A 12,582-nucleotide genomic window follows, 5' to 3' on the forward strand; every position below is an offset into this window, starting at 1 on the left:
GGACAGCGGAAGCCAGAGCGCGCGGCTGAACTCCATCGACGAGAGCAAACAGCGGGGTGGTCATCGGGTCGGTGCGCTTCATAGATTTTCTTGTTCCTGGTTGTTCTGCAGAAGGCTGACGGTGGCTTGCCAGTTGGCGCCGCGAGCCTGTTCTTCACGCTTGAGCAACTGCTGGGCCGCACTGCGGTCGGCCGGCTGGATCTGCGGTTCGATCTGCGCCATCAGGTCGCTGGCGGTGGGCACCTGCTGGCGCTGCGCGAGCTCGCCGAAGACGTAGGCGTTGACCAGGTTCGGGCGAATGCCGCGACCCTGCGAATAGAGCTGGGCGAGGGCCATGTCGGCGCTGGCCTGGCCGGCGCGGGCGGCGATGATGAGGTGGTCCACGGCCTTCTGCGGGTAGACCTGGCCGAGGAAGCCACGGCGGTAGATCTGGCCCAGGTAGTAGTGCGCCTGGGGTTCGGTGGCGGCGGCCTTGAGCAGGTGCTGCTCGGCCTTCTGCGGCTCCTGCGGGGCCCACTTGCCGTCGTAGTAGAGGCGTCCGAGCAGCAGCTCGGCGCGCGGCTGGGCGGCGTCCTGGGCTTTCTTCAGGTAGTCGAGCATCTGGTCGAGGTCGCCCAGGTCGGGGTTGTCGTACTGCAGCTTGGCGAGGCTGACCCAGGCGGCCGGGTAGGTCGGCGCGATCTCGGTGAGCAATGCCTGCGCGGCCTGCGGGTCGGCGGTGCCGATATTCGGATCGGCCAGCACGCCAGCCACCGATTCGACGCGCTCGGACGGTACGCGGCCGGCCTTCCAGCCTGCCTTGAGCGCTTCGAGGTGGGCCTTCTGCTTATCCGCATTGCCCTGCTTCTGGTACACGGTGGCCAGTTCCATCCAGCACACGTCCATGCGGTTCAGCCAGCGCTGGCAGACCTGCTCGACTTCGCTGAGGTGCTGGTCGTAGGTGCCCTGGGTGCGGTACAGGATGATCTGCGCCAGGTCCGCCTGCGGCAGACCCTGGGCGCGCCACTGGTCGATGCGCTGCTGCGGGTTCACGTTCGGCCAGGCCTGCGGGTACTGCAGGTAGAGGACGATCAGCGGAACCAGCGCGCTGTCCTCGCCTTCGTCGAAGGCGCGGGTCAGCAGCTGCTCGGCTTCGCGGTGCTCGGCGTCGGTGCCGCCGGGCTTGGCCGCCAGCCATTTGCCCAGGCGGGCGCGGGCGCGCGGGGAGCTCTCGGCTGCTTCGCGGTAGAGCTTCTCGGCGCGGGCCTGTTCATCGGGGTCGCCGGTGGCGGCCTGCATGTCGGCCAGTCCGACCTGTGCGTCGGCGTAACCCATGGTGGCCAGAGCCTGGAAGTTGGCCTGGGCGGTGGCGATGTCACCGCGGTCCAGGGCCTCCTGGGCCAGGCGCTGGTCAGGCAGGCCGGCGCAACCGGCCGCTGCAGCGATGGCCAGCGCCAGTGCCAGGTGCGGGGCGTGTCGGAAGACAGGTCGATTCATGCGGGCGGTCCTCTTAGCGGGCGGTGGCCAGGGCCATCGCCTTGTTCAGCAGGGTGCGGCCCGGCAGGCCGCCGATGCTGACTTCAGTCGGGCGACCAGCCATCTGGCTGTCGAGCGGCTGGTCGGGAGTGATCTGCACACGGATTTCCGAGGACAGGTCTCCGTCCACCGGCGCGGTGCGCAGGATGCGGCCGCCGCGCACTTCGCTGTCGCCGGCGACCTGGAAGTTCACGTGGGTGCCGGGCGAGAGCTCGGCGGCGTTGCGGTAGGGGAAGCGCGCCTCGACGGTGGCCAGGCTGTCGCGCGGGGTCAGGGTGAAGATCACGTCGCCCTTGTTGGCGAACTGGCCGTTGGCGACGCGCTGCTCGACCACGCGGCAGTCGCACGGGCTGGTCAGGGTGCCCTTCATCTGGTGGCCGAAGAGCTTCTCGATGTTGCTCGGGTTGAGCTGTTCTTCGGTCAGGTTGCCCTTGAGCAGGTCCAGCAGGTTGGCGGAGAAGGAAGCGATCGGCGCGCCCTTGGCGACTTCCGCGCCCGGCTCCACCAGGCTTTCCACGGTGCCCTCACGGGGCATGGTGATCTGCTGGTTGGCCACGCTGACCACGCCCGAGTCGGCATGGGTGACGAAGTACAGGTTGTAGATCTGGTTGAGGATCACCGCGAAGGCGCCGACGCCGACCACGAAGATCGCGGTGCTCACGGTGACCGCGCGGAAGCGGCCGAAGAAGCCCATGCCGCCCGAGCCTGCACCGTGCTTGCGGGCCTTGGTGAAGTTCTCGCGCTGCAGGGTGTTGAGCATGTCGCCGACGCTCACCACTTCACCGGCCAGGTAGGAGGTGATCAGGTAGCGCAGGGCGGCGATCTCGCGCGGCTTCAGGTGCTGGAATTCGCAACCGACGCGGGCGCTTTCGCGGTCATAGGAGCGCACCTGGAATTCCACTTCCAGGGAGAAGCTGATGCTGTCGATCTGGAACAGCAGCTTGCCCTTGTGCAGGTCGCCGACCTGCACCGGGGTGTTGTTCGCGGAAGTGAACGCGAAGCCGCCGGCGGACAGGTCCAGCAGGCGTGCCTCTGCGCCTTCTCGATTGGTGGCGATGTAGCGGATGCGTGCCGGCAGCTTGACCCGGGCGTGCTGGCGCTGGGCTTCGGATTCATGCACGACATTGACGTTGACGGCGGTATTCATGAGGTCGAGTCCTGTTCGTAGATAGAAGTCGGGTCAGACGATGGTCAGCAGTACGGCGACGAAAACGCTGGCCGCGGAAAAGGTCATGGCTCGTGAGGACCAGGTGTTGAACCAGCGCTGGAAGCTGGCCAGGCCGCGGTCGAGCTTGGTGTTCTGGCGGGTCCACGACTGCTGGTCGAGGCGGAAGAACACGTAGATCTTCACCAGGGCACCGACGATCTGGTTGTAATAGAGGATCGCGGGGTAGGCCGGCCCGATGTGGTGGCCCGACAGCGACAGCAGCAGGGTCAGCACGAAGCGGGTGATGCCGATCCACAGCAGGTAGATGAGCAGGAAGGCAATGCTGTACTTGATGCTGGCGATGATCGCGGCCACCAGGCCAAGCAGGCAGGTCCACATCGACAGGCGCTGGTCGAACAGCACCACGCTGGTGAACCAGCCCAGGCGTTGCGGACCCAGGGCCAGGGCGCGGGAGTTCTGCCGCAGGTTGTTGCCGTACCAGCGGAACATCAGCTTGCGGCTGGCCTTGATGAAGCTCTTCTCCGGCGGGTGCTCGACCGTGTTGATCGCCGCGTCCGGCACGTAGAAGGTGTCGTAGCCCAGGCGCATCAGGCTGTACCAGCTGGACTTGTCGTCACCGGTGAGGAACTGGAAGCGGCCCAGGCGCCAGTGGTCCAGGTGATCGCTTTCCACGTCGGTGATGAAGTCCGGGTCGGTGACCACGGCGGCGCGGAACACCGACATGCGCCCGGTCATGGTCAGCACGCGCTTGGACAGGGCCATGGAGCACATGTTGATGTGGCGCTGGGCGAAGCGCAGCTTGTGCCACTCGCTCATCACGTAGCTGCCCTGCACTTCGCAGAATTCGTTGGTGGTCAGGCCGCCGACGTTGGGGAAGAGCTTGAACCAGGGCACGGTCTTTCTCACCACGCCCGGTTCGAGCACGGTATCGCCATCGATCACCGCGACCACGGCGTCTTCGTCCGGCAGGTGGCGGGAGATGGCGCGGAAGCCGTGGGCCAGGCCGTCGCGCTTGCCGGTGCCGGGGATGCGCACGAAGTCGAGTTCGACGTGCTCCGGCGGGTTGAGCTTCTGCCACTGCTGCTTGATCAGCACCTCATCGGACATCTCGACGATGGAGCACACCACGGTGGTGGGGTAGCCGCAGGCAATGGCTTCTTCGATGACCGAGCGATAGACCATCGAGGTGGTCAGCGCGTCGATACGGAAACTGGTGACCATCAGGTACACGTGGGACGGGTCTGCAGCCTCGCCGAGCTTGCGCATCCTGCGGCGGTAGTGCGGGTAGACCACGTAGAGGAACAGCATGCCGCGCAGGAAGTGCAGGCCGCCCATGGAATAGCGCCAGATGCCGACCGCGCCGATGAGCAGCAGGAAGTCCTTGGATTCGGCGTCGAATACGGTCGGCGGCACGAGCAGTGCCAGCAGCATCAGCAGGCTGAGAAAGACCAGCCAGCCGGTGGCCTCACCGATGATTCGTTTGTAGGTTTCCATCGTCGTCTATCCGTCTGGTTGGGCTTGGTCATCGGCCCGCCTGGGCGGGCCGGTGACCGGCGCTTTTAGGGTCTGAAGGCATGGACTCGATTGAGCGAGCTAGAGTCCGGTTAGGCGGAGAGGGACGAGGAAGCGGAGTTCACTGAAGTGAATGAGCATTTCCGAGTTCCTCTCCAACGACACCGGGCCGACGCGCAGCCAATCGAAACCCAATTACCAGCAGATGCCTTCGGCGCGCTCGTCTGTGACGCTCGGCATGAAACCGATCAGGTCGACGACCTTCTTGCCTTCGGGCGCCTGCTTCACCACGTCGACGAACAGCTCGTCACCGTTGCCCAGGACCAGGACATCGGAGGACTTCACGACGGCGTCCAGGTCCGAGACCAGCAGCGAGGAGACGTGCGGGATCTTCGATTCGATGTACTCCTTGTTCGCGCCATGGACGCGGGCGTACTCGACGTTGCGGTCGAAGATCTGCAGCTCGTAGCCCTTGCCGATGAGCATCTCGGCCAGTTCCACCAGCGGGCTTTCGCGCAGGTCGTCGGTGCCGGACTTGAACGACAGGCCGAGCAGGCCGACCTTGCGGCTGCCGTGGGCGGCGATGATGTCGAAGGCCTTCTGCACCTGGTGCTGGTTGCTGCGCATGATCGAGCCAAGCATCGGGTGCTCGATGTCCAGCTGGCTGGCGCGGTAGGTGAGGGCGCGCACGTCCTTGGGCAGGCAGGAGCCGCCGAAGGCGAAGCCGGGCTTCATGTAGTAGCGCGACAGGTTCAGCTTGCGGTCCTGGCAGATCACGTCCATCACTTCGCGGCCGTCGACGCCGACGGCCTTGGCGATGTTGCCGATCTCGTTGGCGAAGGTGACCTTGGCAGCGTGCCAGACGTTGCAGGTGTACTTGATCATCTCGGCGACCTCGATGGTCTTGCGGATGATCGGCGCGTCCAGCTCGCGGTAGATCTCTTCCAGCAGGTCGCCGGTCTGGGCGTCCAGCTCACCGATGACGGTCATCGGCGGGAAGTCGTAGTCCTTGATCGCGGTGGATTCGCGCAGGAACTCGGGGTTGGTGCCCACGCCGAAGTCGGCGCCGGCTTTCTTGCCCGAGCAGTCTTCGATGATCGGGATCACCACGTTGTTCACGGTGCCCGGCAGCACGGTGCTGCGCACGACCACGGTGTGGCGCTCTTTCTTCTCGCGGATGGCGTAGCCGATCTCGCGGCAGACGGACTCGATGTAGCCCAGGTCCAGGTCGCCGTTCTTCTTGCTCGGGGTGCCGACGCAGATGAACGACACGTCGGTGTCCAGTACGGCCTTCTTGAAGTCGGTGGTGCCCGACAGGCGACCGGTGCGGATGCCCTGCTGCAGCAGAGGCTCCAGGCCCGGCTCGACGATGGGCGATTTCCCGTTGTTGATCAGATCGATCTTGGTGGTGGACACATCCACCCCAACGACTTCATGGCCCCGTGCGGACAGGCAGCCGGCACATACTGCGCCAACATACCCAAGACCAAAGATGCTGATACGCATCGCATTCACCTCTTCAATGGTCGAACTGTTTAAAGTTGCCCGGTAGGGCGATTTATTCAGGTTGAGTGAATCCCCGGAGTTCACTGTCAAAGTGTTCTCCGTACTTCCTTTCAGGCAGGCATGGGAATCGAGTGCTAAACTTTCGAGCACGGTATTGGCGCAAACTTTGGATGTTTGCCCTGTTATGTTTCAGGCAGATTGCAAAGTTGGTGCAATGTCTGCCTGGCGTGCTCCAGTCTGGTTAGATGATTGCCTCGTCATCTGAAAAGTTCAGTTATTTCATTGGGTTGCGTTTCAAGGATGAATCGACAAGAGCTGATCGAAATAACCTTGGAAGCAAAACTCCAATTTCCATCGGGGCATTTCTGTTTCGCCAACGATGGTCGTTGCGCAAATAGGATTTATCCGAAATGCGGTTAGTTCCTTCCGCCCATCCCGTCCCTGAAAGAATGTGAAATATCCAATTGATATCACCTGATGCTGCGCTAATGGCAAAACACAGGTCATTTCCGTCAATGCAAAGTGCAAGGTCGGGGAAAGTTCCATTGAAATTTTCGTTAAAAACGACCGTGTATCGTCGTCAAGACATTCGTTCAGCTGCCGTTCAGCTTTCTCTATTGCAAAGTGCAATCGTGAAATGCATGTCATGGCCAAAGGCTGTTAATGGCCAATGGATTACAACGGAGAGGGCGAATCAGGACGATTTCCATCCTTCCGACCGGTCCGGGCGGTCGAAAAATTTTCTCACGATTAATCCTGAAGCAGACGAACGGTCATTTTGCCCCTTTTACCAGTGTGGTCTTCAGGGGGTGTTTTGGGCAGGAAACGTACAGATCCGCCACCCGTGACCGGGCAGTTCCATGGTCAATGGCTTACAGGCCACTTGGAATCAGCGGTTATTTTCGGGGTGAAACAGAGGCGAAGCGGTGCGGCTAATCGCCCCCTGTAGGAGCGGGCCGCGCCCGCGAACCGTCGGCAGGGCTGGCGGTTGCACCAGCTTCGGTCTTGCAGGGGCTTTCGTAGGAGCGAGCTTGCTTGCGAACTGCCCAACGCCGGACGTCCCGGCAGGACGAGCGGGGCGCCTGGCCCATGCCCGCAACCGCACCCATGGGGCGTTCCCGCAGGTTCTGCGCGGAAACGAAAACGGGAGCCCTCAGGGCTCCCGTTTGGTGCAGCAGAAAAGGCGCTTCAGTCTTCGGTGTGGTCGCGCAGGAACACCAGCTGGTCGGCCTTGGAGTGCTCGGCGCTGTAGGCGTAGCCCGCGTAGTTGAAGTCCTTCAGGCCTTCGGGGTTGGTCAGGCGCTCCTTGATCACGTAGCGCGCCATCATCCCGCGGGCCTTCTTGGCGTAGAAGCTGATGATCTTGTACTGGCCGTTCTTCAGGTCCTTGAACTCGGTGTCGATCACCCGTGCGTTCAGGGCCTTGCGTTTCACCGCGCCGAAGTACTCGTTCGAGGCCAGGTTCAGCAGTACGTCGTCGCCCTGCTCGGCCAGGGATTCGTTCAGCCAGGCGCTGATGCGCTCGCCCCAGAAGGCATAGAGGTCCTTGCCACGGGAGTTGGCCAGCTTGGTGCCCATTTCCAGGCGGTAGGGCTGCATCAGGTCCAGCGGGCGCAGTACGCCGTAGAGGCCGGAGAGCATGCGCAGGTGGCGCTGGGCGAAATCGAAGTCGTCTTCGCCAAAATCCTCGGCCTGCATGCCGGTGTAGACGTCGCCCTTGAAGGCCAGCAGCGCCTGCTTGGCGTTGGCGGGGGTAAAGTCCGGGTGCCAGCTGCCGAAGCGCGCGGCGTTGAGGCCGGCCAGCTTGTCCGACAGGTGCATCAGCTCGGCGATCTGCGCCGGGGCCAGTTCCCGCAGGATGCCGATCAGCTCCTGGGCGTCGTCCAGGTGCTCGGGCAGGGTGAAGCGCTGCGTCACCGGCGTGGTGTCGTAGTCCAGGGTCTTGGCGGGGGAAATCACCATCAGCATCGTGCGGTCTCCTACAAGCGCGCTCCTGCAATCGAGGCGCGATTGTAAGGAGTTGCGGCGCCTGGCTCCACCTATGGGGACGATAGGAGCCGCTGCTCGACCGGTACCTGTTCCATGCGCTTGAGCAATTCGCCGAGGAAGCAGCGCTCGGCCTGGGTGTGCTTCTGCTCGCGGTTCCACAGCAGGTGGATGTCCACGTCGGCCACGCCCTCTACCGGCGGCAGCGCCCAGAGCCGGCCCTGGGCGAGGTCGTCGGCGACTATGTGTTGCGGCAGGCAGCCGATGCCGAAACCGCAGCTGACCAGCCGGCGGATTTCCTCGAGGCTCGGGGAGGAGGCCACCAGCTTGCCGGTGAAGCCCTGCTGGTCGCGGAAGATGGTCAGCGGCGAGAGCACTTCGCCGATCTGGTCGCTGGTGAAGGTGACGTAGTCCTCGCCCTGCAGGTCGGCCAGGCGCAGGTCACGGCGGCCATAGAGGGCATGATGGCGGCCGCAGAGGAATACGTAGCGCTGGCGCAGGAAAGCGCGCTGCTCCAGGCGCGGCGAAGGCTGGCGGCACAGGGCCAGGCCGAGGGTGGCGGTCTTCTGTTGCAGCGAGCTGAGCACGTCGGCGCTGCGCATCACTTCTATATCCAGCTCGACGCCGGGGTGGGCGCGGTGGAAGTCGGTGAGGAAGTCGTCATAGAAGTCCGACTGGATGCGGCTGATGCTCAGCAGGCGGACCTTGCCTACTACCTGATCGGCCGGCTGCTCCAGGGCGGCGGCCAGGCGCGAGACGTTGCCATTGATGTCGCCGGCGATGCGCAGGATTTCCTCGCCCAGCGCGGTGATCTCGAAGCGCGGCCCGCGACGTTGCACCAGGGCGGCGCCCAGTTGCTCCTCAAGCCGGCGCAGGGCCTGGCTGACCGCCGGCTGGGTCAGGTGCAGGCGCGCAGCGGCGCGGCTGATGCTGCGTTCCTGGCCGATCACCAGCCAGGTGCGCAGCAGGTTCCAGTCCAGGCGGTCATTGAGGAAGCGGCCAAGCTCCATGACGGGGCTCCGTTGGGGGAATCCTCCGATTATAAGCAGTAATTATTCTTTGAATAACGATTAGAAAATTGACTGATTATCGGGCCGGGGGCGATAACGTCCGCAGGCGCCGGAGAGCGTCGAGCCTTATTCGCTAGCTGCCCAAAAACAATCGACAAGATCCGGGAGCCTGAGATGTCACAGCCCGCACCGCAGCCGGTCCGCGCCGCCACGGCCGCGTTCATCGGTACCATGATCGAGTGGTACGACTTCTATATCTACGCGACTGCCGCCGCCTTGGTGTTCGGCACGCTGTTTTTCCCTTCCGATAGTCAATTCCTCAGCACCATGGCTGCCTTCGGCACCTTTGCCGTCGGCTTCTTCGCGCGGCCACTGGGTGGGCTGATCTTCGGCCACCTGGGCGACCGTATCGGGCGCAAGAAGGCGCTGCTGGTCACGCTGGTGATGATGGGTGTGGCCACGGTATGCATCGGCCTGCTGCCTACTTACGGACAGATCGGCCTGCTCGCGCCGGTGCTGTTGGTGCTGCTGCGCATCGTCCAGGGTATCGCCGTCGGCGGCGAATGGGGCGGCGCCGTGCTGATGGCCGGCGAGCATGCACCCAGCGGCCGGCGCACCTTCTTCGCTTCTTTCGCCCAATTGGGCAGCCCGGCCGGACTGATCCTCTCGCTGCTGGCGTTCAAGGCCGTGACCAGCATGGACAGCCAGACTTTCCTCGACTGGGGCTGGCGCCTGCCCTTCCTCGCCAGCGCGGCGCTGTTGATCGTCGGTCTAGCGATTCGCCTGGGGGTGAACGAATCCCCCGAGTTCGCCCGCGTGAAGCAGCAGGCCCGCCAGCACAAGCTGCCGGCGCTGGAGGTTGTGCGCACGGCCTGGCGGCCGCTGCTGCTGTGCATCGGCGCCAATACCATCGGCATCGCCGGGGTCTATTTCACCAATACCTTCATGATCTCCTACACCACGCAGAATCTGGCCATCGACCGCAAGCTGATCCTCGATTGCCTGTTCTATGTGGCGCTCATCCAGTTCTGTGTGCAGCCGCTGGCCGCGCGGCTGGCCGAGGTCATCGGCTCGGCGCGCTTCCTCAAGCTGGCGGCGCTGCTGGCTGTGGCCTCGCCCTACCCGATGTTCCTGCTGGTCAGCCAGGGCCACGCATTGGCCATCGTGCTGGGTATCGCCACCGCCGTGGTGTGCATGTCCAGCTTCTATTCGGTGATCGCCGGCTATGTCAGCGAGGTGTTCGACACCCGTGTGCGTTACTCGGCGATCTCCATCGCCTACCAGGTCTGCGGCGCTATCGCCGGCGGTCTTACGCCTCTGATCGGTACCTGGCTGGCGCACCGCTTCGATGGCCAATGGCTACCGCTGGCGCTTTTCTATTCCCTTCTGGCCAGCCTCTCGCTGCTGTGCATCATCGGTCTCGACCGCCGATTGCGTGTGCGCGTAGCGTCGGCCGCCACGTGATTTCCAGGAGACTGCAATGCTGAAGATCGACGGCGCTCGCCTGTGGGCGAGCCTGATGGAGATGGCCCGGATTGGTGCCACCGCCCGTGGCGGCTCGCGCCGTCTGGCGCTCTCGGAAGAGGATCGCGCCGGCCGCGAGCTGTTCGAAGGCTGGTGCCGCGAAGCTGGCCTCAGCCTGCGCCGGGACCCGGTGGGCAACCTGTTCGCCCGCCGCGCCGGGGAGGATGACAGTCTCGACCCGGTCGTGATGGGCAGCCATCTGGATACCCAGCCCGAGGGCGGCCGCTTCGACGGCGTGTACGGTGTGCTGGCGGGGTTGGAAGTGCTGCGCAGCCTGAACGATCATGACATCGGCACCCGCCGCCCGCTGGAAGTGGCGGTCTGGACCAACGAAGAGGGCGCGCGCTTCACCCCGGCCATGCTCGGCTCGGCGGCTTTTACCGGCGCCATGCCGCTGGAGGCCGCGCTGGCCTCGCGGGATGCCGAAGGCGTGAGTGTGGGCGATGCGCTGCAAGCGCTCGGCTGGCAGGGCGACCTGCCGCTGGGCCGGCGCCTGGACTCCTATTTCGAGGCGCACATCGAGCAGGGTCCGATCCTGGAGGACAACGCCATCGACGTCGGTGTGGTTACCGGCGGCCAGGCGATCCGCTGGCTGGATGTGTGCGTGGGCGGCCAGGCCGCCCACGCTGGCACCACGCCGATGCCGCTGCGCCACGATGCGCTGTTCGGCGCTGCTGAGATGATCCAGGCCCTCGAAGCGCTGGCGCAGCGCTTCTCGCCCCACGGACTGGTGACTGTCGGACAGCTGGACATCGCCAAGTCCTCGCGTAACACCATTGCCGGCGTGGTGGACTTCACCATCGACCTGCGCCACCACCGCGACGATGTGATCGCCGCCATGGAGCAGGAAGCCCGTGCACTGCTCGAAGCCATCGCCGCGCGCCGTGAACTGGCACTGGAGATCGGCCTGCACTGGATCAGCCCGGCCACGCCCTTCGATGCCGACTGTGTGGGCCATGTGCGCGAGGCCGTGAAGGCGCTGGGCTACTCGTACCAGGATATTGTCAGCGGTGCCGGTCACGACGCTATCCACCTGGCGCGCAGGTGTCCGACTGCCATGGTGTTCATTCCCTGTATCGGCGGCCTGAGCCACAACGAGGCCGAAGACGTGATCCCCGAACAGGCGACCCAGGGCGCCGACGTACTGCTCAACGCTGTGCTGGCCCGAGCCGGCCGGATCGACTGAAGGAGACACCGATGCAGACCTTCTTCCACCCCGACCAGTTGCTGCACGTCCCGCGCAGCTACTTCTCCCGTGGCCAGATGCGTACCCCACAGGAAGTGCCACAGCGCGCCGAGCACCTGCTGGACGCCGTGCGCGCACTGGGCTTCCCGCTCGCCGAACCGCAGGACTTCGGTCGTGAGCCGCTGTTGGGCGCGCACAGCGCGGCGTACCTGGAGTTTCTCGAGCACGCCTACGAGCGCTGGCACGAAGTGCCGGAAGACTGGGGCGACGAGGTGATGTCCAACGTCTTCATCCGCGAGGGCAACCCGCTGCGAGGCATCCTCGCCCAGGCGGCGCGCTACCTCGCTGACGGCAGCTGCCCGGTGGGCGAGCATACCTGGCGCGCGGCGTACTGGTCGGCGCAGAGCGCGGTGGCGGCGGCGCGGGTGGTGCGCGACGGTGCCCCATCGGCTTACGCCTTGTGTCGCCCGCCAGGCCACCACGCACGGGAGGAGGGGGCCGGTGGCTTCTGCTACCTGAACAATGCCGCTATTGCCGCCGCGGAGCTGCGTGCGCGCTTCGGTAAGGTCGCCATCCTCGACACCGACATGCACCACGGCCAGGGCATCCAGGAAATCTTCTATGGCCGCGACGACGTGCTCTATGTCTCGGTGCATGGCGACCCGACCAACTTCTACCCGGTGGTCGCCGGTTTCGACGACGAGCGCGGGGCGGGGCAGGGCGAAGGCTTCAACCTCAACCTGCCGATGGTCCATGGCGCCAGTGAGGAGGACTTCTTCGCGCAGGTCGAGACAGCGCTGCGGGCGGTCCGCGAATTCGGTGCGCAGGCGTTGGTGCTGTCCCTGGGCTTCGACATCTACAAGGATGACCCACAGTCGAAAGTGGCAGTGACCACCGAGGGCTTCGCGCGGCTCGGACGCGAGGTAGCGTCGCTGGGGCTGCCGCAGGTCATCGTGCAGGAAGGCGGCTATCACCTGCAGACGCTGGAGGCCAATGCGCAGGCCTTTTTCGGCGGGCTAAGGGACTGATCCGGCGAAAAAAGCGGAGGGCGTTACGAGGGGTAGGACTCCTAAAACTAGCGCTGTCCGGAGCCCCCGCCAAGGTATTTCGTCGTACGACGAAAAAAACTTTCGTAGGAAGGAAAAAGACTTTTTATCGTCATGTTTTTTCCTGTA

Annotated in this window: 9 protein-coding genes; 3 read left to right on the forward strand and 6 right to left on the reverse strand. The window is 64.4% G+C overall.

All coding sequences use genetic code 11. From position 1 onward, the window contains the following. Nucleotides 1–78: 78 nt before the first annotated feature. From algK to IB273_RS09645, 6 genes are all read right to left on the reverse strand, one after another. Nucleotides 79–1,476, reverse strand: coding sequence for an alginate biosynthesis TPR repeat lipoprotein AlgK (gene algK, locus IB273_RS09620; RefSeq protein WP_192223953.1), 1,398 nt, complete (start codon nt 1,474–1,476; stop codon nt 79–81). Between the two features lie 13 nt (nt 1,477–1,489). Beyond that, nucleotides 1,490–2,662, reverse strand: a complete 1,173-nt coding sequence (locus IB273_RS09625; protein WP_192223954.1) for an HlyD family efflux transporter periplasmic adaptor subunit — start codon at nt 2,660–2,662, stop codon at nt 1,490–1,492. Nucleotides 2,663–2,695: 33 nt separating this feature from the next. Further along, nucleotides 2,696–4,177 carry a mannuronan synthase gene (alg8, locus tag IB273_RS09630; RefSeq protein WP_151188190.1) on the reverse strand — a complete coding sequence of 494 codons (1,482 nt, stop codon included), beginning with the start codon at nt 4,175–4,177 and terminating at the stop codon, nt 2,696–2,698. A 213-nt stretch (nt 4,178–4,390) separates the two neighbouring features. Then, the gene (gene algD, locus IB273_RS09635; protein WP_081516164.1) at nt 4,391–5,701 is read right to left on the reverse strand and encodes a GDP-mannose 6-dehydrogenase; all 1,311 of its coding nucleotides are present in this window, start codon (nt 5,699–5,701) and stop codon (nt 4,391–4,393) included. A 1,188-nt stretch (nt 5,702–6,889) separates the two neighbouring features. Next, nucleotides 6,890–7,669 carry a peroxide stress protein YaaA gene (yaaA, locus tag IB273_RS09640; protein WP_192223955.1) on the reverse strand — a complete coding sequence of 260 codons (780 nt, stop codon included), beginning with the start codon at nt 7,667–7,669 and terminating at the stop codon, nt 6,890–6,892. Nucleotides 7,670–7,740: 71 nt separating this feature from the next. Further along, nucleotides 7,741–8,697: a LysR family transcriptional regulator gene (locus IB273_RS09645; protein WP_151188188.1), complete on the reverse strand. Its 957-nt coding sequence runs from the start codon at nt 8,695–8,697 to the stop codon at nt 7,741–7,743. Nucleotides 8,698–8,871: 174 nt separating this feature from the next. Here IB273_RS09645 and IB273_RS09650 point away from each other — a divergent pair, with 174 nt between their 5' ends. The 3 genes from IB273_RS09650 to IB273_RS09660 are packed head-to-tail and all read left to right on the forward strand — an operon-like array spanning nt 8,872 to nt 12,435. Further along, on the forward strand, nt 8,872–10,161 hold the full coding sequence (locus IB273_RS09650; RefSeq protein WP_192223956.1) for an MFS transporter: 1,290 nt from the start codon (nt 8,872–8,874) through the stop codon (nt 10,159–10,161). A 16-nt stretch (nt 10,162–10,177) separates the two neighbouring features. Next, nucleotides 10,178–11,407, forward strand: coding sequence for a Zn-dependent hydrolase (locus IB273_RS09655; protein WP_192223957.1), 1,230 nt, complete (start codon nt 10,178–10,180; stop codon nt 11,405–11,407). Between the two features lie 11 nt (nt 11,408–11,418). After that, nucleotides 11,419–12,435, forward strand: coding sequence for a histone deacetylase family protein (locus tag IB273_RS09660; RefSeq protein ID WP_192223958.1), 1,017 nt, complete (start codon nt 11,419–11,421; stop codon nt 12,433–12,435). The last annotated feature ends 147 nt before the right edge of the window (nt 12,436–12,582 follow it).

The organism is Pseudomonas sp. PDM19 (genome assembly GCF_014852215.1).
In the GTDB taxonomy this organism is placed as follows: Bacteria; Pseudomonadota; Gammaproteobacteria; order Pseudomonadales; family Pseudomonadaceae; genus Pseudomonas.

Coding starts and splice junctions, on each gene's coding strand:
- algK (WP_192223953.1), bottom strand. CDS start 1,476: ATGAATCGACCTGTCTTCCGACACGCCCCGCACCTGGCACTGGCGCTG.
- IB273_RS09625 (WP_192223954.1), bottom strand. CDS start 2,662: ATGAATACCGCCGTCAACGTCAATGTCGTGCATGAATCCGAAGCCCAG.
- alg8 (WP_151188190.1), bottom strand. CDS start 4,177: ATGGAAACCTACAAACGAATCATCGGTGAGGCCACCGGCTGGCTGGTC.
- algD (WP_081516164.1), bottom strand. CDS start 5,701: ATGCGTATCAGCATCTTTGGTCTTGGGTATGTTGGCGCAGTATGTGCC.
- yaaA (WP_192223955.1), bottom strand. CDS start 7,669: ATGCTGATGGTGATTTCCCCCGCCAAGACCCTGGACTACGACACCACG.
- IB273_RS09645 (WP_151188188.1), bottom strand. CDS start 8,697: ATGGAGCTTGGCCGCTTCCTCAATGACCGCCTGGACTGGAACCTGCTG.
- IB273_RS09650 (WP_192223956.1), top strand. CDS start 8,872: ATGTCACAGCCCGCACCGCAGCCGGTCCGCGCCGCCACGGCCGCGTTC.
- IB273_RS09655 (WP_192223957.1), top strand. CDS start 10,178: ATGCTGAAGATCGACGGCGCTCGCCTGTGGGCGAGCCTGATGGAGATG.
- IB273_RS09660 (WP_192223958.1), top strand. CDS start 11,419: ATGCAGACCTTCTTCCACCCCGACCAGTTGCTGCACGTCCCGCGCAGC.